This is a genomic window from Acidovorax sp. KNOB132 (assembly GCF_057541515.1).
Genome location: NZ_BAAJYT010000024.1, coordinates 1 through 22,136, shown reverse-complemented (window position 1 = coordinate 22,136; position 22,136 = coordinate 1). Strand labels below are relative to the sequence as shown.

The window sequence follows — 22,136 nt, the reverse complement described above, 5'->3', positions numbered from 1 at the left end:
CTTGCTTTTCTTCGCCTGGCCCATGATCACTCGCCTTCGCCCTTCCGCGCCCCCTCCACTGCCCGGCATGCTGGCCCGGCAGATGGGCATCGCCGTGCGCGCCTATGGGCGCCGGGCGGGGCTTCTGCGCCAGGCCCACACCGTCCGGGCCCTCAAGGCCGTCGATCAGCGGCTGGACGCGTTGATGGACGCCTGCCGCTACTACGGGCCGGCGTGCCTGAACGAAGTGGCCTGCGTGGAGGCGCAGGCGCAGACCCGCCCCGAAGAAATCGCGGGGGCGGCCTTTGTGCGCATCGCGCTCGCGGAGCGGTACGAACCCGATGCGTCCGTGCGTCTGGAGGGGATCGCCCGCCTGCTCGCGACCCAACCCGTGTCCGTTCGGGACGCGCTGTGGTTCTATGCCGCTCCGACGACCTGCGGCCACCTGCTGGCATCGGAGGACGCGCACCTGCTGGCCTGCGGCGTGGAGCTGGCGGGGCGGCTCGCCCTGCCGGAGCACATCGCCGGGGTGCACGCGGCAGCGGTGCGCGGCGCGGACCCGGATGCGTGCCTGCTGGCCTGCGCGCGCATGGGGCAGGTGCCCCCCCGGGCAGAAGAACAATGGAAAGCCGTGCTGCAGGGTCAGGACCTCGCCCGGCAGATCACCGCGCTGCAGGCGCTGGGCACGATGGGCGGCCACCGGCTGCAGCCGGAGCTGCGCCACTACATCGACCGCATCACCGCCGCAGACGGCCCCACCGAGCAATCGCACCCCGTGGGCTGGGCCGCCGCGGCCGACGCAGCGTTGGCGCTGTGGGCCGCGCGCGAACCCGAAACGGCCCTGGGCGCCGTCCTGCAAGGGCTTCGGGTGCCCAACGACACCGCGCTGCGGGTCGCCGCCCTCGCGGGGCGCATCGAGGGGCTGCTGCCGGTGCTCGATTTCATCGAGCGGCAAGACCGGCCCGTGGAGCCCGGCGAACGCGACCTGTTGCGGCTGGTGTTCGGGCAGGTGCCGGGCGAGCTGACGAACACCCAAGGCACGGCCGGCGAGCGCCAGCGCGCCTTGCGCGCCCTCGCCTGCCAGGTGTTCGCGGCCAACGGCTGCACGGGGCTGGAGCCGGCCCACATCACCCGCTGGACGGATGCCGCGCTCAAGGACCGACTCTGGGCGCTCGATGCCATCCGCATTCGTTCGGGCGGGCCGATCACGCAGACCCATCGCCTCGCACCAGCCTTCGACGTCGGCCATGCGCTGCGAAGCTGGCTCTACGTGGAGCATGCGGCGGTGACCCACCGCCCGTTTCCGCTGTCCCACGAGGACCTTGCCGCACGGCAGATGGCCGCTGTGGAAACCGTGCAGCTCATGGACAGCCTGCAAGCCGATCCGCCCGCGCCATGACGTGCCCGGTCCTCAACCACACGCCGTTCCGCGCTCAGGTCTTTCCGCACCGGGATGCGGAGCGGCGCAGCGCGGCCCTGGTGATCGTCAAGGGCACATGGCAGCTGGCGGCCGCCCCGGGCCTGCCGCCCCGGCTCGCGGCGGCGCAGGACCAGGCCGCCATCTTTCGCGAGGGTGTGCGCCAGACACTCGGCAGCCTGCCCCTGGACGCCGCCCAGGCCGCCGCCATCGCACCCCGCGCGCATGAACTCTGGACCTGCCTGGAATCCGAGTACGTGCCGCCCAAGCCCCGCTTCGATTGCATCGTGAACGGTTGGGCGGTCGCATCGCAAGGCCGGCCCTTGCCAAGCATCGACGCCGCGGTGGACTACCTGACCGATGGCGGATCGCGGCGCCTGATCGAACTGCGCGCGTTCGCGCCACGCACCTGGCTGCCGGAACTGGGGGCCATCGGCAGGCTGCGCGCCTCTGGCGAGGCCACCGCGTCGCGCATTCCGCTGCTGCGCCCCTTCGCCTTCGGCGGGCAGGAGAAGGACCTGCAGACGGACCAGGTGCATGCCTTCGAGCCCAACCCGGAAGGCATGGGCTGGTACCGCAGCGCGGCCGCTGCCCGGGGCGCGCCGCTGCCGTGGATCGAACCGCTGGACCGGGCCATCACCGCCTGGGACGACCCCCTCGAACCCATCGCCCTCGGCCACGTGCCCCCCCACCACGTTCCACGCCGCGACCTGCAGGGCACCTTCGGCGACACCTGGCAATCGACCCGCGCGCCCGAACTGCCCGAGGACTTCGACCCGCGCCACCACAACGCCGCGCCCGATGCGCTGCAGCTGCGCGAGAGCCCCCGCCCGGGCCATGCCCTGGTCCTGCACGGCATGTCGGAAGGGGGCCGGTTGTATTTCACGTGGCCCCCGCTCGCGCTGACCGTGCAGGCGGAGACCGCCGGCGGCACCCTGCTCCCACCCCAGGAACTGCGTTGGGACACGCTGCTGGTGGACACCGCAACGCAGCGCGCCTCGCTGCTGTGGCGCGCCGTGATCGTGCCGCCCGCGCTGGAGCGGCTCGGCCTGGTCCACGTCACGGCCCACGCCCGCGCGCCACGAGCGGCCTCATCGTCTCCGGCCCTCTCCCTGAATTGAATCGTTTCGACATGTCCACCCCTTCCATGGCCCCCGCCACTTCCGTCGCGCCAGGCCTTTGGCACATCGCGCACGCCGGCGCCATCACCTCGGTCGGCACCAGTGCCTGGCAATCCGCTGCCTCATGGGTCGGTCAGCAAAAGCGGTTCCAGAAAAAGATCCACCCCAGCGTCGGCCCCCAGGCGATCACCACCGCACCGTGCCCGGAGATCACGGCCGGCCAGACGGATCTCCCCCGCCTGGCCCGGCTGCTCGGCGCGGCGCTGGCCGACATGGTGTCTTCGATGACACCGCAGAACACCAATCCCGCAGAGGCCGCACCCAGCCGCATCGCGCTGGCCCTGCCCGAGCGGCTGAGCGACCGCGATGGCGCCGAGCTTTGGCTGCAGGCCCTGGCCGAACTCGGGCGCTGGGCGGGCCCCGGGGCCAGCGCAGCGCTCGGTGCCGTGCCGTGCCACATCGCCCGCGGCGGTTCCACGGCGGGCTTTGCTGCACTGCAGGCCCTCGGAACATGCCCCCGTCCGGTCGAGCATGCACCCGGCGCAGCCGCGCTGCTGATGGCCGTGGACAGCCTTCTCGACACCACCACACTGCAGGACGCCTACGGCCGTGGTGCGTTGCTCACGGACCGGCATGGCGATGGATGCATCGCCAGCGAAGCCGCCGCCGCGCTCTGGCTGCAAGCCGCCCCGGACACGCGGGATGCCACCGGGCGCGGGCTGGTGCTGCGCCCGCCTGCGCTGGCGGCCCAGGCCACCGCGCATCGCCGCCCCCAGCAGGACCCGGAACCCGGCGCGCTGCAGGAGGTGCTGCGCTCGGCACTGGCCCACGCGGGCTGGCAAGCGGACAACGTGGGCTATACCGTCTCGGACTTCGACGGGTCCACCTGGCGCGCCATGGCAAAGATCAGCGCCCGGGCGCGGGTGGCACCAGCGTGGGACCCCATCGACTGGGAGCCCGCGACCGCGATCGGACAGGTCGGTGCGGCCACCGGCCCGGTGCACTGGGCCCTGGCCGCGCAGCGCGTGCGCCACGATGCGCGCGCGCCCAACTCCATCCTGTCGTGGGCGCTGGACGAAGGCACCGCCGCTGCCGCCGTGGCACTGGAGCGCACCCTTCCCACCGAGGCAGCTGCGCAGCGCAGCCCCAGCGCCCCTTCGGCCGACACCGGCCCGGCGGCCCCGACCTACTCGGCCCGCTTTCTCCAGAACAAGAACCAACGATTGCAAGGGAAGTAAAAACGCATGGGCACGCACATCTTCAGCGGCGGCGAGGGCGCGATCACGCAGGTGGCCAACGGCTGGACATTCGATCCGGCCACGCCCGTCAAGCTCAAGACCAGCGGCAAGCAGGGCACGGCCTGGCACAGCAACAACAGCAAGGCCATCCTCATCCCGCTGGGCACCATCAAGGAACACGGCACCGACATGTCCAACCGCTACGGCGCGATGGACCAGGGCAAGCACGATCCTTCCAGCACCATCGTGGGCTGGTTCACCAACGTCCGTGACCATGTGAACCAGCATGTCACCTACGTCAAATCCGTGGTGCACGAGGCCGGCGAGATGGTCGTCAATGGCGTGACCACCCTCACCAATGCCATCCTGGTCCGGCTCTCGCCCGAGACCCAGAAGATGATCGACAACGCCGGCAAGGTGATGGGTGGCATGGAGGCCCGGCACTTCGGCCAGGCAGCACAGGAGGAGGTGGACGCCATCCTCGAGATGCTCAAGGACCCATCCACCTACGTGGGCCTGGGCGTGTCGATCGCGGCCACGGCCGTGCAGGGCGTTCCCATCGTCGGCCAGATCGCCGGCGGCGCCGTGATGGCCGACCGTGTGGTCGGCACGGGCCAGGCGGCCGTGCAGGCGGCCGAGGAGATCCGTTCCATCACCGAGACCTGGGGCTCGGAGATGACCCCCGAGCAACTGGAGGCCGCCCGCGTGCGCCTGGCCAAGTGGCTGCTGGGCAGCGGTGCGGCCCTGCTGGCCGCGATCGCGGGCAAGCGCTTCAAGCGCAAGACGCAGACCGAGGGCAAGAACGACACGCACCCCACCAAGGAGCACAGCGACAGCCAGCACCCCAATGGCAAGGGCCCATGCGAGTCGTGCACCATCGGCGGGCCGGTCATCCTGTCCAGCGGCCAGAAGCTCATGGACGAGACCGACTTCACCCTGCCCGGCCCCATTCCCCTGGTCTGGCGCCGCCGCTACCGATCAGGCCTGGCCGAGGACGGCCCCTGGGGCCGCGGCTGGAGCCACCCGATGGCACAGGAACTGCGGCTCTCCGCCGACGGCATGGTGCTGCTCGACGAAGCGGGCCGCCATGTGCCGTTGCCCCACGTCGCCCTGGGCGGCGAGTGGTTCGACCCGTATGAGAAGTTCACCGTGCGCCACCCGGAAGAGGGCCTGTGGGTCATCGCGCACAAGGGCGGACTGGAGCACCACTACCGCCAGCACGCCCCCGAGCAGTGGCGCCTGCCCCTGGCACGCTTGCAGGATGCGAACGGCAATGCCGTGGCGCTGCACTGGGCGGCGGGCGACACCGATACCGCCACGGGCGAGGTGCTGACCTGGAGCGCGCGGCAGGCCCGCGAGCAGGCCATGGCCGATGACGGCGTGAGTGCGGCCAGTGCAGGGGCGTTCGCCGCCCCCTTCGCGCTGCCGCGCCTCGTCGGCCTGTCCGATTCGGCGGGGCGGCAGTTGCGGCTGGCCTGGACGCCGCCCACCCCTGATGCCGTGCCCACCGATCCCCTGGGTGGCGCACGCCTGGCCGCCGTCGAGCTGCTGGCGCCCGGCCAATCCGCGCCCCAGGTGTTGGCCCGCTATGCCTACGACGCGCAAGGCCAGCTCGTCGCCACGCACCACGGCGACCTGCCCTACCGCCAGTACGCCTGGCGCTCGGGCGTGCTGGTCGGCTACCGCAAGGCCAGCGGCCACCGCTACTTCGCCCAGTACGACGCGGAAGGCCCGCAAGGCCGCGTGCTGCGCTCATGGTGCGCCGATGCGCCCATCCCCGGCCAGGACGATGACCGCTTCACCTACCTGCCGCACGAGCGCATCACCCGCCACACCGATGGCCTGGGCCGCGTGACGGCCTACCACTGGGATGCGCGCTTCAACATAGTGGCCACCGTCACTGCCGAGGGCACGCCCGAGGAATTGAGGGAAGAGACGCCGTTCGATGCCACCGGCACGGCCAAAGGGAGCACCGATCCGCTGGGCCGACGCACCACGCTGCGCCATGACGCGCGTGGCAACCTCACGCAGATCACCAACGCCCTGGGGCAGTCCACTGCGCTGCAGTACAACGCGATGGACTTGGTGACGACGCTGCGCGATGCGATGGGCTTCGAGTGGCGGCGTGCCTACGACCGCCACGGCAATCTGGTGCAGATGACCGATCCGCTCGGGCAGATCACGGCCTACCAGTACGACGGCCTGGGGCGGCCGGTGGAGGTGACCGATGCCAAGGGCGGCAAGAAGGTGCTGCGCTGGGACGAGGCGGGCAATCTGATTGCCTACACCGACTGCTCGGGCCGCACCACGCGCTTTGCCTACGACGCGTTGGGGCAGCTGGTGCAGCGCACCGATGCGCTGGGGCAAGTGACACGCTACACCTACGACCGCGCGGGCCGGCTCGTCCATGTGGCCGAGCCCGGCACGGACAGCGCCACCGCCTTGCACCAGTACACCTGGAACGGCGAAGGCCACCTGCTGGCCTATACCGATCCGCTGGGCGCCACGACGCGCTACACCTACGACGGCGTGGGCCGGCCCCTGACCCGCATGGATGCCGCCGGGCGCACCCTGGCCTACCACTACGACCGCGCGGGCCGCCTGATCGCCCTCGATAACGAGAACCGCGCGCAGACCACCTTCCGCTACAACCTGCGCGACCAGCTCACCGACGAGATCGGATTCGACGGCCGCTGGCAGCGCTACGTGTACAACGCCGCGAGTGAATTGACCCACCTGATCGAGGCGGGCGGCAGCGAGGCCGGGCCGGGCAAGGTGACGCACTTCGAGCGCGACGCTCTGGGCCGGCTGCTGGCCAAGCGCGCCCATGGCGACGAAGGCCCGCCCGAGGAGACCACCTACCGCTACGACGCGCTGGGCCGGCTGACCCAGGCGAACAATGGCGCCGCCCACCTGGCCTTCGCCTACGACCCGGTGGGGCAGCTATTGAGCGAAACACAGACGCTCATCGGCCAGGGTGGCCCCGGTCTGCCGGCGCGGATAGGCCGCGCAGCACCGGCCGGCCGTCAGGACATGCAGCGCAGCTTGCGCCACCAGTACGACCCATTGGGCAACCGCACACAGACGCTGCTGCCCGATGGGCGCACGCTGAACTGGCTGTTCTACGGCTTCGGACACCTGCACCAGATCAACATCGCCCAGCCCTGGCAGGAAGGCGCGCACGAGGTCATCGCCGACATGGAGCGCGACGCTCTGCACCGCGAGGTCGAGCGCAGCCAGGGGGCCGCATCCAGCCAGTACGAGTACGACCCGGCCGGGCGGCTGGTCCACCACCGCGCCGGATATCGCACCAGCGGCAACATCGCTACGCAGCCCGTACTGGAGCGGGCCTACGCTTACGACCTCTCGGGCCAACTGGTGGCCCGGGGCGACACCCTGCGAGGCCGCCAGAACTTCCGCTACGACCCCACGGGCCGCATCCTGGCCGCCCTGCCCGGGGCTGGCAGCCACCAGCCGCGCGAACTGTTCGCCTTCGATCCGGCGGGCAATCTGCTGGATGGCGACGAGGCGCAGGTCGGGCGGCAACACAGCAGCGAAGCCAGGGCCGGCCTGGGCGTGGTGGGTGATAACCGCCTGCGCTTCTACCAGGACCTGCACTTCGAGTACGACGTGCACGGCAATGTGACGAAGCGCACGCGGGGCAATCAGAAAGCGGGGCACCATGAGGTGGTCCAGCTGCGCTGGAATGCCGATCACCAACTGGTCGAGGCCAGCACCACGCGCCATGGGGTCACGCAAACCACGCGCTATGCCTATGACGCGCTGGGACGGCGCGTGTCCAAGGCGGACTCGTTCGGCGCCACGCACTTCCTGTGGGATGGCGATCTGATGGTGCACAGCCAGCGTGGGGGCAAGGACGCGCTGTTCGTGTACGAGCCAACGAGCTTTGTGCCGCTGGCCAGCATCCAAGGCACAGAGGAAGACCGGCACACCTACTGGTACCAGTGCGACCAGATCGGGGCGCCGCTGGAACTGACGGATGCCCAAGGCAGTATCGCCTGGGCGGCGGATTACAAGGTGTGGGGAGAAGCTACATTGCGGACCATCGCGAGGACGGGGACGGATGACCGCCTTATCCAGCGTCGAATGGGGCATGGGCCAGGAACTGACCACAGCAACGGTGCTAGCAGCAGTTCATCCGTCCCGCCGCCCATTGAGCAACCCTTCCGTTTCCAAGGCCAGCAGTTCGATGAGGAAACCGGTCTGCATTACAACCGATTCCGATACTACGATGCGGCTGTGGGGAGGTTTGTTAGCCAAGATCCGATTGGATTAATGGGAGGAACAAATGCTTCGATATATGCGCCAAATTCTATTAATTGGGTTGATCAATTGGGACTGCGCTCGAAAAGAGATCGACGCAAGTGCCCTTGCGAAGACAAGAGAACATGCGATGAAATTTATAAAGATGCATTAAGCACTTCAATCGGAAGAAAAGAAACACAGGGATCAAGAGGGGTGCTGGAGAGAGTGGAGCATTTGCAGGAAGACAAACTCGATCTATTCCGAAGAGCTAAATCTGAAAGCTTTAAAGGGAAAGGGGGATCACTTGATGGCGTTGGCACTTGGGATGGACACTTGAATGCCGCAAACGAAGTTTTAGAAAATCTTAAATATGATATCGAGGCTTATGACACCAAAGGATGCGGATCAAACCATAAAAAGCTACCTCAAGCCACTAGAGATGCCTCAAGAATAAATATCCCAACCGTACCCGGAAGATAACATGCCAGAAAGCATCATTGATTTGGGAATTTTACTCAGCCTTAAATGCTCTATTGACGCCCTACTTCCAAACATCGAAGAAATAGAGAAAAACAATATCAATGAAAAAGCAAGGGGGATCCTAAAATCTCATAAAAAAACCCCCCAGGAAATTTTAAAAGCCCCTTCGAATCAAAAAACTCTCGAAAGAAAAATTAGTGCAGAAGTTTTTCAAAATCTTAATCAAACCACCCTAAAAAGCCTAAGAAGATATATAAACAGGCTTGATAAGGGATTTTCACATTCAATACAAAAAATACCCCAAATTGAATTAATAAAAAAACATATAGAATGCATACAAAATCTATCGGGGAACATTTCCTACGATGATGAGATAATAGAAATTATATACAGGATCGAAGAAAAAAATATGGAAAACTCTTTTTCCATTTATGAAGGCATCACAGGAAGCGCAAACGAGCCCACAGATCAATGGGATGAAGAGATAGTATCAATCTTCGACGAAGAGTACGATCACCCATATATAGAAACATTAGCAATGAAACTTAAACCAGCATGCAATGAAGTTAATATTTTGTATGACTGGAAAAGATTTTTACAGCCCATAGATTACGAGAAATTAAGAGATTTATTTTTAAAATCCATATCAGTCAAAAATATTGAAGATATTATTCTTCCATATTAATCTTGGCTGATGCAGTTCGAAGCAAAATAATATTAAGAGCGGCTTCAAAAGTGAAGTCAAAGCTAGAAGTAGTCACTACTCGTTCGGGTCGCCTCCTTCAACCTGCGGCCAAAATTCAAGGCTTTGCAGATGCAGTGAGTTGCACCCTGCAAATTGGGAAAGCCACCCGCTTGACGTCTAAGCGCTTGCCTATCCAACAGCCATTTGCTATGTATTCAATAGCGACCGAGCCAATCAGAACTACGGCATCGAGCACCTTTCATCCTCTTCCTGAACTGATGTGATTTCACCGATCCATCACCGCTGCCAAGTGATGGTATCGAAGGCATGTTCCATCAAGGCAAGTGCCGAAGACACCTTCAATCGCCTTTGGTCGAAGCTGATTCGGAGTGCGGCAGCAGGCATGGGGAGTAATAAGGCCAGTGCAGAAGCGTTCTCTTATCCCCCTTCGCGCTGCCACGCCCCGTCGGCCTTTCCGGTTAGGCAGCAGATGAGGCTGACTTGGCCCTCGCCAGAGCCGCGCACCGCCCGCCGATGACTCCCTGCGTGGCACGCGCCTGTCCATGGTGGAGTTGCAAGTCCAGCCATATCGGCTGCCAGTTGCTAGAGTCTTACAACCTGATTACCCAAATCCAGGACACTATCAACATGGAGCACCGAGCACTGCAGAAGTAGTACAAAGGAAACGGCGAAAATTTCACCTTGCGCTGGGAATTATATAAAAACTGTCCGATAGAAAGATGGTAGGCATCGGTTTGCAATTGATGAAATTTAAATAATTCTTTAGTCTAGAAATAAAAATGACGTCGTAGTTCATTGGACAGGAGAAAAATCCCGAGCAAACGTTTCCAAAGGGATTTCAAAACATTTGAAAAGCGACCACCAATTGCACCAAAAAAGGGGTAAAACTTGATTAATGAATATATTATCACTACACCACCATTTTGGACAAGCTTCAGCACGGATATTTCAAAAAATGGCGAGCATATCTTTATTGAAAATTTTCACTTCAAAATCGAAGGGGTGACATTATCCGATCCAACCCAAACAGCTATTTTAGGAACATATATTCTTGATTTGCAAAAAGAAAAAGCAGAAAAATCCCTACAAGAGATAACAGAAAACTCAGAATATTTTAAACATGCATTTAACGCGACATTCACCCCAAGCTCCACTCGTGAAGAAAAAATTCTTCAATTGCTAGAGAAGAAATATTCAAACCACAAGATCCTAAATGGCCCGGAATTCTTTTCTGGCTACTATGGATATCTAATAAAACTTAGGGATGAAGACATCTTCATTGGTGGATGCAAAGAATCCTTTACCACATCAATTTCCATCACGGTCAAAACACCCAAAGACAGCTATAACAAGCACACTCAAAAAATACTTGAATGCCTAATATCAACAATTAAAACAAAACAACATGAAGATTTCTTAATATTCAAAAAATCTTACGGACATTTAGACTTTTTACCGTCTAAATCGATCAACAAAATATCAGAGAAGGCCATTTTGCTTATTATAAAATTTTTTCACGAAAACAATCTTACAGTCAAATCACCAACAGACAAAAATTATTCAAACAAATTGAAATATTCTGATCTAAACGAATTGGGATGGGAAGCAAGCAAATTTACAGAAAAAAAAATGGCTGCATACAAAAACAGCTAAAAGTGGCAATCCAGATTTCAACGCGTTGAAGAAAGAGATCGACACTCTTAAAAAGAGGCTGGAAATTAACTGAGATTTCAAGTACTCGGCTACAGGAACAGCGGTGCGGCACACGGCCTGCTACTTGGCGCTGCGCGTCGTGCCGCCCGGCGGCAGCCTCAAGGTGTTCAGCCCAAAGATCCAGGCACTCCAGCCTGGCCAGCAGATCACCCTGTCAGTTCAAACAGGGTTCCTGCTGTCGCAAGCCGAATACGAGGCGATTGCGGACCGCTCCAACACGGTCCAGGAGACCAACGAGGCCAACAACCGCAACAAGGGCCAGTTCGGCGGAAAGCCCTGAGGCAAAGGAGTGAGTCTGGCCCGCCGGATGGACGACAGCAGGCCCAGCCGGACTGCATCACGGTGGCAGCCGGCTCCGTGTGCAGTGCGTGCAGGCATCCATTGGCAGTGGTGCCACCCGCGTCGGCGGATGGCACCGCAAGAGGCACCTGCACAGGTGCTTCACAGCCCAACCATTTAGCATTTGGCTGGAGCAGCTATCGGTGTCATGGTCAAGGCCAGGACTCCGCCCCGCGCCGGTCGGCGTGGCGCGGATCGCCCCATCAAGTGAAGTTCAACGACCGAACATTCGCGCTCGTTCTCACATCGTGGCGCACGCCCATCATTCCGTTCACGCCCCTCACGTCGCTGGCCGACTGTTCGTTGGCATTGATCAGGAAGCGCGCTTCCCGGTAGCCGGGGTCTTTGTGGATCGTGTCGATGTCGCGCTTCGCTTGTTTGGCACCTTCCTTGTCGCCCAATTTTTCGGACAGTTCGCGGTCCGCTTCCAGCAGGTTGCTGGCATCCACATGGCTGGGGCCCCATTCCCAGTACAGCTGCGAGGTGCCCGTCATATCGCGGTGTTGGCGCAAGTGGCCGGCGAATTCGCCCAGGATTTTCTTTTCGGTCTGCACGGCCTGGTCGCGGTCGGCGCTGTGCCGGGCGGGAAAGAACTTCTTGGCTTTGTCTTCCGCAAAGTTTTCGAGGTCGGCCGCCAGGTTCTGCACGAAGTCCTTGCTGGTGACCAGGGTCTGGGTGGCAAAGCTCGTGGGCAGTTCCTTTTCGTCGTACAGGATGCGGGTCGTGGTGCGCGTTTCGCCGTCCCTGAAGAAATCGGTGGACATCGATCCGATATTGGCAACCGCCAGCGATGTCATGCTGGTCACGGCGTCGGCCGCGACTTCGCCCGGGGCGGGTGTCGGGGCGGTGGCGCCTTCGATCAATCCGCTCAATGCGGCCAGAGCCCCGGTGGCGCTGGCTTTGAACGCTTTCGATTCGGACTCACGGATGACCTTGAGCGTGCCGGAGGTGTCTTTGTATTCGAGCGTCCCCAGGCGCGTTTCGCCGGCCACGCCGGCTTGCGGCAGCCCCACCCGCAGGCTGCCGATGGTGGCACCCGCGCCGGCCGACGAGCTTCCCGTAAAGCGATGGTCTTTCTGCCGGACCTCGAAGGCACCGATGGAAATGGCATCGCCGAACTCCTGGTAGGCGCGCTTGACGAGAGAGGTTTTGTCTTCCGGGTTGCCGGGCTCGTGGTAGGGCCCCGCCTTGTCAGGCACACCGATCAGCAATTTGATGAGCCGCGCTTTTTGCTGGGCCAGGTCTCGGTCGCCGCCCACGCCGCCCGTCTTGTGGCGCGGAAATCCGAACACGGCGCCTTCTTGCTCCAGCAGCTCGAAGCTGTGGCCCACGTCACCGCCGATGGAGGCCGAAAAAGAGGCGGCCTCTTCCTGGCCGAGACGGAAGCCGAACGAGGCACCCGCTCCTTCCTGATTGCGGCGGACGGTCGATACGCTCATGCGCAATGAACTGCGGTCCGTGGACACGCCGGACTCGAAGGAAACGATGCGCGTGCGCCCGCCCCCTAAGTCCGCGCGAACCGACATGGTGGCGCCGGACAGGACGCCCGAGATGACTTCGCTCACGTTGCGGGTGGTGCCCTGCGTGTTGCCGGCATTGGCCAGCGAAAAGCCCGAGCCCAGTTCTTCGCCACGGATCATGGAGGCGAGGATTTCTGCGGTTTCAGCGCGGTTTTTGCCTTTGATGGGCGTATTGGCCGGAACGCGGACGTCTTTGTTCACCAGCCGGTCGAACGCGGTCGAGAACGACTTCCAGTCCGGCTGTCCGTCCTCGCGGTTGAAAGTCCGCATTTCCTGCACCGACTTGGCGTCGGTGGGGCCTCCTGCATCGCCGGCCCAGGCGAGCAGCCGGGCGGGCGTCAGCGGAACGTTCTGCTCGGCCAGGGCTGCCGTCAGCAGTTCCTGCACCTGATCGGCGACCGCCACCTCCTGCGAAGCAGACTCGGGCAACTGGATGGCGGCGAGCACGGCCGTGCGCACCTGCGCAATCGCGCTCTCGGAAAGGTTGTCGCCCCGCGCAAGGCGCGGCAGCAGCAGCGCTTCCGTCTTGGCACGCTGAAGGATCTCAGATCGCACCATGTTGCGCAGCAGCGTGCCACCGGCGCCAGCGTCGTCCAGCAGCGCCTGGCCATCCACCGCGTTTTGCGCGGTGGGTAAGCCCGCGTCTCCCGCACCGCCGCGGGCTTTAAGGGTGGACTCCAGCACGTCCACCATGTCTTTCATGGCGCGGCCTTCGTGAATGCCGCCGATGTGCGACAGCTCGAATCCCATGTTCTGGCCGCGCGAGGACACGATGGCGTCGTACCCGTAGAACGGGCTTTTGCCGTGGTGCAGCGTGCCGTAGCGCAGCGTGTCTGCAATGCGCTGAAAGCCGGTGCGCGATGCCATGGCACGGTTCAAATGCATGCCCATGGTTTTGGAGGCCCGGGATTCGACCTTCTGGAATTCGCTCTTGGTGCCGTCGGGATTGCGGGGCTTGTCGGTCAACATACCACCACGGACCATCTGCACCGCGTGACGGCATCCATGGACTTCCTGGATGGCGGGGTCGAGTTCGTCGCGCACGGCCAGCAGCGCTTTTTCGGCCAGAGTGAGCGAGGAGCCATTGGCAATCGGGGCACCCGCGCGGCCTGGCCAGCCATTCGGCGTGGCCCGAACGGCGTCGCCCAGTTTGCCGTGGGCAAACATGCTGCTCGGGTCCAAGGCCGGTGCGTTTCTGCCAGCGGCGCGTGCCACCTCGGCCGCAGCGCGCAGGTAAGCGAGCATCGGGCCGCGTTGCGCATCCGTCAGGGCGGGTGCGCCCTCGGCGACGCCATCGGGCTTGGCGGTGACCTTGATCAGCAAGTCCATCCCCTTGCCACCTTTGAGGCCTTCGATTTTCGCCGCGAAGTTCCAGGCCAGTTGCACATCGGCCGTGATTTCCTCGGCGGGGCGCGGCGTGAGCAGGTCGCCCACCAGCCGGACCTGGGGCAACGCTTGCAGAATGCGTTGGGCCTGCGCCGGGTCTTTCTCGTTGTGGAGAGCCAGCGCCTTGATCAAGACGTTGGTCTCTTCTGGCGACATTCCGGCGGCCTCTTTCAACTGCATGACGCTTGCCAGCAAGGCCGCTTTCTGTTCCGGCGGACCGTTGAATTGGCTCGTGATGAGCCCATTGATCGTCGATTCCTTTTTCAGCCTCTGAAGCGCAGCGCCTTCCTGGGGCATCGTGCGGCCCACGCGCGGGGCGGCATTCTGCAGTGTCTTGGGCACCTTGGGCGGCTCGACGCCGTCCTGCCCGAGGAAGCTGCCCATCTTGGGCTTGGCCGACGACACCTTGCTCTGGAAAGGGTTCCAGACAGGCGATACCGTCGTGCTGGAGAAGCCGAAGCCGTGCTTGAACGCACCTTCCTTGAGGCCCTCGGTGACCTTCTTGAGCTTGGACAGCCCACTCTGGCGCCGCATGTCCTGGTCCGGCGTGGCTTGGACGACAGGCTCTTCGTTGGCGGAAGCCACGACGGAGTTCTGGCCGTCATGCACGCTGTTGCCGTCACCACCGCCACCGCCACCAGTGCCTCCTCCAGGCGGCACCACCGTACCCATGGTCGGATCGACAAACTGAAGGGATGAATCCTCATCGACGACTTCGATTTCATCATCGCCGCTGGTGAAAATGCGTTTGGGGTCGGTCTCGACCTTCGAATCAGGTCCCCCTCCGTCAGAGGATTTTTTTTGTTTCCGTCTCTTCCTTGCCAAGCCCGTCGGAGAGGACATCGTTCTCTGCACCCGCCTTTTTTGGCAGGGGCTGCTTGCCCTTTGGATCGGTTTTTGAGCCTCCCGACGTTGTCGCGTCTCCCTGAAGATCCGATGCGCCCTTCGTGGGGTCTGAGGCTTCGTTTTCTTTCAATGCAAAAAGCTCTACCAACGAAGGGTTGCGATTCCTGCCGGAGTTGGAGGTCCCCCCGCTGAACCCGCTTTCGCCGGCATTGCGAGAGGATTTGGGGATTGGTGGTGCCTCCGATTTTGCGGAAGGTTTCGGCGTTGGCGATGCCTCTGTCTTCGACGACTTGATGCCTACCGCCTTTTTCAGATTGCTGGCGATCTTCGCCTTGATCGATTTATGCTTTTTTTCCTGGCCCGGCAGTCTTGCATCGTTGGGTTCTCCCGATGCGTTGCTCCCCGACTGGCTTTCCCTGCGCGACAACGGCATTCCACCGGAGTCCAGGCGCTTGCTGGATCTGCGAGGCTCTCGGGTCTCCTGGGGTTCTCGCGGGTGTTGGCCCGCATCAACGTCCGAGGGCCGCACGCCGCATAAGTTGGGAAATCGCATCGCATCGCTCCAAAAAATCTTTGGCCGGGTGGTGCGTGCACGGCACCCACCACCCTCGGCCGTTTCCTACAAAACCATCAAACGGTGGCCGCTGCGGCCTTCAGGTCCTTCAGCGTCTGGGCCGTGACGGGGTCGCCACCGTTGTTGGTGACGTGGGTGTCCATGAACTCCTTGGTCAGGACGTTCTGCTCGAAGTCGCGCACCTGCTTGCGCGATGCCACGAACACGCGGTCGTAGGTGCCGTTGAGCACGTCGTGCTTGGCTTTAGCGCTCATGCCCTGGAACAGGCCTTCGTCGTACATCTTCTTGGTGGCTTCCCAGGTGCCGGTTTCCTTGGGCGCCAGCGTGTCGGAGCCGAAGCAGATGCGCTCGCTGTGCTTCTCGATGAAGCCGCGCCAGGCGGTGAGCGACTGGTCGTCCTTGCCGATCTGCTTGGCCACTTCGCTCCACGAGATGTCCAGGTTCAGGTTGGGGCAGTCCGCCAGCAGCTTCTCCAGCGCGTCCAGATGGCCCTCGCCCTGCTGCACGAAACGGCCCAGGCCGCCGCCGTGCGCCCAGACGATCTTGGTGTCCTGCACCCGCGGATCGCTGAACATCTTGCGCAGGCCTTCCAGGTTGGCCGGCAGGCGCGCTTCGGAGGCCTTGCCCTTGCCCTTGCTGTTGAAATCTTCGATCTGATCGTGCAGGTTGTCGATGTCGCAGTGCAGCACCACGGGCGTGCCGATGACCCCGGCCACTTCCATCAGCTTCGTGAGCGGCTCCATGCGCGGAGTCTGGGTGCTGGCCTGCAACCGGCCACCCGCGAACATGTCTTCCACCAGTTCCTTGTGAACCGTGATTTCACCGATGCCGGTGAAGGTGCCCTTGGTCTTGTACAGCTCGTGCAGCAGGCGGTCGCTCACGCGCGGGTCGCCCAGGTGCAGGCCGGTGATCATGGGGTCCAGGCGGCTGCGCTGCGCCTCGCTCATGCCGGAATTCTTGATGGCCGTGGCCAGATCGGTGTTGACGGCCGTGTCCACGTACAGGATGGACGCATCGACGATCTCCTTGATCAGGCCCGGGTCCTTGCGGAAGTCGTCGATGTCCAGCTTGGGACGGCTGGCCAGTTCTTCGCTCGTGCGGCCGGCGAGCACGCGGTCTTCGATCTTCTTGGGCACGTAATAGAACTCGAGCGGGCCGCAATGGTGCGCGTGTTCGCCGCCGCCGATCTGTTCGGAGATTTCGTGGGGGTTGAGGGCCGTGGTCGCGCCATCGTCACCCGGCAGCTTGGCTTGCAGCAGCGAGGTGGGAATGGGCATCAACGTGGTGTTGCGCACGCCGATCTCGTCCATCATCTTCAGCAACTGCTCGGGGTTCAAGCCGCGCTGCACGTAGTTGGTGGGGTGCATGTGGCTATCGCTGTGCGCATCCAGCCCGCTCGACATGACGAAGCCCGGCACATCGAAGTGGTTGCCGGCCTCGATCGGCTGGCCATCAACGGAGTTTTTTGGAATATATGTGACGCCCCCGTTGGAGAGCCGCTTGCCTACGAGCGCGTCGGGGCGCACGCTGCCGTCGCTGAAACGCTTTGGCGGGATGACCACCATGCTGCTGCTGCGGGGCGCGGTAGACGCTGATTTGCCAGAGCCGGTGAACGCGGAACGCAAGCCATCCAGCACGGAACTGCCGCTGAACTTGGACGACTTTTGCGTGGACGAACCCGCACCATCGTTTTTGGATTCGGACGGCTTGAGCAGCGGCGTGGTCACGGAAGCGGAAGACGAAGGCGATTTGACAGTGGTCATATAGATCTTTCAGTGGTTAATAAATAATCTGTTGGACTTATTAATTCTTAACCTCTGCTGCTTTTGCCTTGCCCAGCACCCGAAAGAAGCGACGGCGAAGCGAACATTTGCCTTGCCAGGCGGAACTCCTGACGCATTAATCGTATATATGCCAGACCAAAGAAAATGCCGCTATCTGGCCGACCAGATAACGGCATTTCTAGCATCTCTCAATATGCGAGGCCATTCGAAAATGGCGAGAGAAAAGGCACTTAGCGAAGAAATTCCAAGCTACTTGTCCGCTTCGAATTCATCATTTTCGGACACCATCGGGATATAGGCGCGCACCCATTCCTTATCGTTCGACACGATTTTCCAGCTGTGGCCTTCGCCCTGGGTGTCCTCGGCCAGCAAGACCGTGCCGGGAGCCAGGCGGAAGGTGGAGCCATCGCTCACGCGAAACTCCAGCACGCCCTGCAGCGGCACCACGTATTGCCGGCGGGGCGCCGGGTGGGTGTTTTGCTCCCACGGCTCCACCGAGTTGCTCAGCCAGAACTGCTGGGTGGGGATCTTGTGCAACGCCGGCACCGTGCCGCGGACGAAGGCGGCGTGGTGGTCCGGGGTGGAGTACAGCTTGATGGCGGGAATGCGCGCCGCCTCCTCGCCCGCCCAAGCGCCGGCACCGGTGACGGCGCCTGCCATCACCGCCATGGCCAGGGCCTTGCGGGCGGCCGGCATGCATCGTTTCATCAGAGGTCTCATAAAACCTGTTTCATCCTTGTTCGTTCGAAAAAACCAACGGCACGCGCCCCCGCTTTGCGTGGCAAGTGCTGCGGGTGCGCAGCCACGAAAAAGGGCCGGTCCCGCGCAGCGGTGTGCACGCGGGGCCCGGCCCTGGCCGCCCACGGCCCGAAGGCCATGGGGGAACGGTTTACTGCTTGACGGCTTCGATCTGCGCCACGATGCGCACGTTCTTGGGGAAGCCGTACTGCACGCCGTAGTCGGCGCCGAACTGGGTGCGGTCGATGGTGGTCTCGAAGTCGCCGCCGCACACTTCACGCTTGAGCATGGGGCTTTGGTAGCAGGCGAACTGGTTGGCCTTGAAGGTCACGGGCTGGGTCTTGCCCTTGATGGTCAGGTCGCCGGACACAGACACCAGCTTGTCGCCGTCGAACGTGAACTTGTCGCCCACGAACTTGGCCGTGGGGTGCTTGGCGGCGTCGAAGATGTCGGCGCTTTGCAGGTGCTTGTCGAACGGTGCCACGCCCGTGTTGATCGAGGTGATGTCGATCGTCAGTTCCACCTTGCCGGTCTTGGCGGCCTTGTCCAGCTGCACGGTGCCTTCCTTCTTGTCGAAGCGGCCGCGGTTCACGCTGGCGCCGAAGTGGCTGATCTCGAACGTGGCGAAGGTGTGGGTCGGGTCCACGGCATACGTGGCGGTCTGGGCCTGCACGGCGCCGGCGGCCAGGGTTGCAGCCACGGCGGCGAGGGCGAAGAGGGATTTGCGCATGTCGATATCTCCGGGTTGAAAAAACAGAAACGGGAACAAGAAACCAGAAACGGGGTTCAGCGGGCGAGCGCCGAGGCTCAGAGCTTGCCCACGCCGGTCAGCGCGAGCTTGAACTTGACCTGCACGTCGTCGGCCACCATGGACGTATCGGCCCACTCGTTCTCGCCGATCTTGAAGGCCAGGCGCTTGATGGCGAAGGCACCGGTGGCCGTGGTGGTCGCGCCGCTCTGGGCCAGCGTGACGGGCACGGTGACGTCCTGCGTGGCGCCCTTGATGCTGAGCTTGCCGGCCACTTCGTATTTACCAGCGCCAACGGCCTTGATGGTGGTGGACTGGAACGTGGCCTGCGGGAACTTGGGCACGTTGAACCACGTGGCCTTGGGCAGTTCGGCGTCGGACTCCTTGACGCCCAGGGTGGCGCTGCCGGTATCGACGGTGAAGGCGATCTTGCTGGTGGCCAGCTTGGCCGGATCGAACGCGACCTGGGCATCAAACTTTTTGAACTTGCCTTCCACCGGCACGCCCATCTGCTTGCTCACGAAGGTGATCTCGCTTTGCTCGGGCACGAGCTTTTGCTGGGCGAATGCCGGTGCGGCCGCCAGCAGCGTGGTGGATGCCAGCGCGAGGCCAGCCAGCGTCATCGAATATTTCATGGACAGGACTCCGTCAGTCAACAACAAACCAAACATTCAGGAAGAACCGGCCGCGAGGCCGGGCACCCCGGCGCCTGCACGGCCAGCGAAACGATCGATCAGCCCCGGCCCGGCAGCATGCGCGACAGCAGCCCGTCGCGGTCGATGACCTGGTGCTTGACCACGGCCGCCACGTGCAGCACGACCAGCGCCGCCAGGGCATAGGCGGTGATTTCATGCCAGGGCTTGATGGCCTCGGCCAGCTCGGGGCTCACGGGCACGAAGCTGGGCAGCGGCAGCACGCCGAGGAACACGATGGGAAAGCCGGCCGCCGAGCTGTAGGCCCAGCCGACCAGCGGCACGATGAAAAAGAGCGCGTACATCAGGTGGTGCGTACCGTGGTGCGCGATGTGCTGCCAGCGGGGCATGGCCGCCTGCACGGCCGGCGGCAGCGCGGGGGGGCGGTGCGTGAGGCGCCAGATCAGCCGCAGGGTGGACAGCGCCAGGATCGTCACGCCGGCCCACTTGTGCCAGTTGTAGAGCTTCAGGCGCTGGGGCGAGAAAGGCAGGCCCGTCATGTACCACCCCACCGCGAAGATGCCGATGAGCGCCAGACCGAGGATCCAGTGCAGCGCGATGGCCGTGGCACCGTAGCGGGACGATCGTGGCAGAGGAGGCGTCATGGAGGGTGGTCTGGGTTTCGTGGGGTGGAATGCTGCGATGCAACACTCAGGCATGGCGCAGTGTAGATAGCCTTTTGTGCGCCAAGTTTCAATGGAATTGACGCAATGGTTCAAAAAAATGTGAATGCTCAACCCGGCTGGGCGACAGCGATGAAGGCGCCCACAGGGAGCGGCGAGCACAGCACGGGCTTGCGGCCCAGCCCGAAGACTACCCGCCCCATCGGGATCGGCCAAGCCCTCGACGAGGGCCTGCGTGAAGGCCCTGGCCTGCGTGCCTTGGTCGGGCAAGCGGAAAAGAGCGAGAACCGCGAACGCAGCGCGGATCCCTCGGCAAAAAAAAGGCCGCCGGCGCCGGGGCCTCCAGCGCGGGCAACGATCCAAGCACGGGCCTTCCGGCGACGGATCGCGGGAAGGCCGTGTCGGGTGTCTGGCCCCAAGGCCACTCCCAGTCTGTGAGCGCCCCCGGTCTTCAGTCCTGGATGCGCGCGATGGCTGTGCCGGCCGCGTGGTAGCTGCCGGCCGCCGCGCTCAGCGCGATCGTGCCCGCGCGGTGCGCGGTGACCTGCATTTCCATCTTCATGGCTTCCATCACGGCGATCACGTCGCCCTTGGCCACGGTGTCGCCTTCGGCCACTTTCCAGGTCTGCAGCGTGCCGGCGATGGGGGCGCCGACGGCATTGGGGTCCTGTTCCGCCTTGTCGCCGCCGCCCGCGCCCGGTGCAGCCGGGGCGCCGCCCGGCACGGACTGCAGGCCGCGCAGCAGCTCGGGCGGCAGGCCCAGGGAGACACGGCGTCCGTCGATCTCCATCGCGGTGCGGATCAGGGTGGTGTCGGCCACGGGCTCGGCGCGCAGGGCGGCGGCCAGGTCGGGAGCGAAGTCGGTCTCGATCCAGCGAGTGTGGACCTTGAAGCCGTCGCCGCCCACGAAATCCGGGTGGCCGATGACCGCGCGGTGGAACGGCAGCACCGAGGCCACGCCTTCGATCTTGAACTCGCGCAGCGCGCGCTGTGCGCGGGCGATCGCCTGCTCGCGCGTGGCGCCCGAGACGATGAGCTTGGCCATCAGCGAATCGAACGTGCCCGGCACCGTGGAGCCGGACTGCACGCCGCTGTCCACCCGCACGCCAGGGCCGGACGGTGCGGAGAACGCAACGACCGGGCCGGGCGTGGGCAGGAAGCCCCGGCCCACGTCTTCGGCGTTGATGCGGAACTCGATGGAATGGCCCAGCGGGCGCGGCGTTTCGGTGACGGCCAGGGGGTGGCCGTCGGCGATGCGCAACTGCTCCACCACCAGGTCGATGCCCGTCGTCTGCTCGGTCACGGGGTGCTCCACCTGCAGGCGCGTGTTCACTTCGAGGAACGAGATGGCGCCGCTGCCGCTGAGCAGAAACTCCACCGTGCCCGCGCTGGCGTAGCCCGCCTCGGCGCAGATGTCGTGCGCGGCCTGGTGGATGCGCGCGCGCTGGTCGTCGGAGAGGAAGGGCGCGGGCGCCTCTTCCACCAGCTTCTGGTTGCGCCGCTGCAGCGAGCAGTCGCGCGTGCCCAGCACCAGCACATTGCCGTGGGTGTCGGCCAGCACTTGCGCCTCGATGTGGCGGGGCCGGTCGAGGAATTGCTCGACGAAACACTCGCCGCGCCCGAAGGCGGTGACGGCCTCGCGCACGGCGGAGTCGTAGAGCTCGGCCACTTCGTCCATGCGCCAGGCGACCTTCATGCCGCGGCCGCCACCGCCGAACGCGGCCTTGATGATGATGGGCAGGCCGTGCTGCTCGGCGAAGGCGATGACTTCGCTGGCGTCCTTGACGGGCTCGGAGGTGCCGGCCACCAGCGGCGCGCCGACCTTGAGCGCGATCTTGCGCGCCTCGACCTTGTCGCCCAGGCGCGCGATGGCCTCGGGCGAGGGGCCGATCCAGGTCAGGCCCGCGTCGATCACGGCCTGCGCGAACGCGGCGCTTTCCGACAGGAAGCCGTAGCCCGGGTGCAC

The 22,136-nt window shown here is 63.5% G+C and carries 15 protein-coding genes; 7 read left to right on the top strand and 8 right to left on the bottom strand.

The features are described from left to right. The first annotated feature begins 22 nt into the window (after window positions 1-22). The 7 genes from AC27IO_RS06235 to AC27IO_RS06205 all read left to right on the top strand — a co-directional run bounded on the left by AC27IO_RS06235 (window position 23) and on the right by AC27IO_RS06205 (window position 11,200). Window positions 23-1,378, top strand: coding sequence for a hypothetical protein (locus tag AC27IO_RS06235; RefSeq protein WP_498737927.1), 1,356 nt, complete (start codon window positions 23-25; stop codon window positions 1,376-1,378). After that, window positions 1,375-2,517, top strand: coding sequence for a DUF2169 family type VI secretion system accessory protein (locus AC27IO_RS06230; protein ID WP_317355941.1), 1,143 nt, complete (start codon window positions 1,375-1,377; stop codon window positions 2,515-2,517). Before AC27IO_RS06235 ends, AC27IO_RS06230 begins: the two co-directional genes overlap by 4 nt. Before the next feature lie 11 nt (window positions 2,518-2,528). After that, on the top strand, window positions 2,529-3,755 hold the full coding sequence (locus tag AC27IO_RS06225) for a hypothetical protein (RefSeq protein WP_498737925.1): 1,227 nt from the start codon (window positions 2,529-2,531) through the stop codon (window positions 3,753-3,755). A 6-nt stretch (window positions 3,756-3,761) separates the two neighbouring features. After that, window positions 3,762-8,501, top strand: a complete 4,740-nt coding sequence (locus tag AC27IO_RS06220; RefSeq protein WP_498737923.1) for an RHS repeat-associated core domain-containing protein — start codon at window positions 3,762-3,764, stop codon at window positions 8,499-8,501. Between the two features lies 1 nt (window position 8,502). Beyond that, complete coding sequence (locus tag AC27IO_RS06215) at window positions 8,503-9,186, top strand: hypothetical protein (RefSeq protein WP_498737921.1); 684 nt, start codon at window positions 8,503-8,505, stop codon at window positions 9,184-9,186. Between the two features lie 909 nt (window positions 9,187-10,095). Beyond that, window positions 10,096-10,860 carry a hypothetical protein gene (locus AC27IO_RS06210; RefSeq protein WP_498737919.1) on the top strand — a complete coding sequence of 255 codons (765 nt, stop codon included), beginning with the start codon at window positions 10,096-10,098 and terminating at the stop codon, window positions 10,858-10,860. A gap of 103 nt (window positions 10,861-10,963) precedes the next feature. Beyond that, complete coding sequence (locus AC27IO_RS06205) at window positions 10,964-11,200, top strand: CARDB domain-containing protein (RefSeq protein ID WP_498737917.1); 237 nt, start codon at window positions 10,964-10,966, stop codon at window positions 11,198-11,200. A gap of 262 nt (window positions 11,201-11,462) precedes the next feature. Here the strand turns inward: AC27IO_RS06205 and AC27IO_RS06200 are convergent, their stop codons facing one another. The 8 genes from AC27IO_RS06200 to AC27IO_RS06165 all read right to left on the bottom strand — a co-directional run. Further along, entirely contained in the window at window positions 11,463-14,837 is a 3,375-nt protein-coding gene (locus AC27IO_RS06200) for a hypothetical protein (RefSeq protein ID WP_498737915.1), read from the bottom strand. Window positions 14,838-14,952: 115 nt separating this feature from the next. Beyond that, window positions 14,953-15,444: a hypothetical protein gene (locus tag AC27IO_RS06195; RefSeq protein WP_498737913.1), complete on the bottom strand. Its 492-nt coding sequence runs from the start codon at window positions 15,442-15,444 to the stop codon at window positions 14,953-14,955. 197 nt (window positions 15,445-15,641) lie between these two features. Next, window positions 15,642-17,348 carry an amidohydrolase family protein gene (locus AC27IO_RS06190; RefSeq protein ID WP_498737911.1) on the bottom strand — a complete coding sequence of 569 codons (1,707 nt, stop codon included), beginning with the start codon at window positions 17,346-17,348 and terminating at the stop codon, window positions 15,642-15,644. Between the two features lie 270 nt (window positions 17,349-17,618). Further along, complete coding sequence (locus AC27IO_RS06185; protein WP_498737909.1) at window positions 17,619-18,077, bottom strand: cupin domain-containing protein; 459 nt, start codon at window positions 18,075-18,077, stop codon at window positions 17,619-17,621. A 181-nt stretch (window positions 18,078-18,258) separates the two neighbouring features. After that, entirely contained in the window at window positions 18,259-18,837 is a 579-nt protein-coding gene (locus AC27IO_RS06180; protein WP_498737907.1) for a YceI family protein, read from the bottom strand. 77 nt (window positions 18,838-18,914) lie between these two features. Then, window positions 18,915-19,490 carry a YceI family protein gene (locus tag AC27IO_RS06175; protein ID WP_284407595.1) on the bottom strand — a complete coding sequence of 192 codons (576 nt, stop codon included), beginning with the start codon at window positions 19,488-19,490 and terminating at the stop codon, window positions 18,915-18,917. Between the two features lie 98 nt (window positions 19,491-19,588). Continuing rightward, on the bottom strand, window positions 19,589-20,152 hold the full coding sequence (locus AC27IO_RS06170; RefSeq protein ID WP_317355161.1) for a cytochrome b: 564 nt from the start codon (window positions 20,150-20,152) through the stop codon (window positions 19,589-19,591). Window positions 20,153-20,621: 469 nt separating this feature from the next. Beyond that, window positions 20,622-22,136 (bottom strand): acetyl/propionyl/methylcrotonyl-CoA carboxylase subunit alpha (locus AC27IO_RS06165; RefSeq protein WP_498737904.1); only part of this gene is annotated, 1,515 nt, incomplete at its 5' end.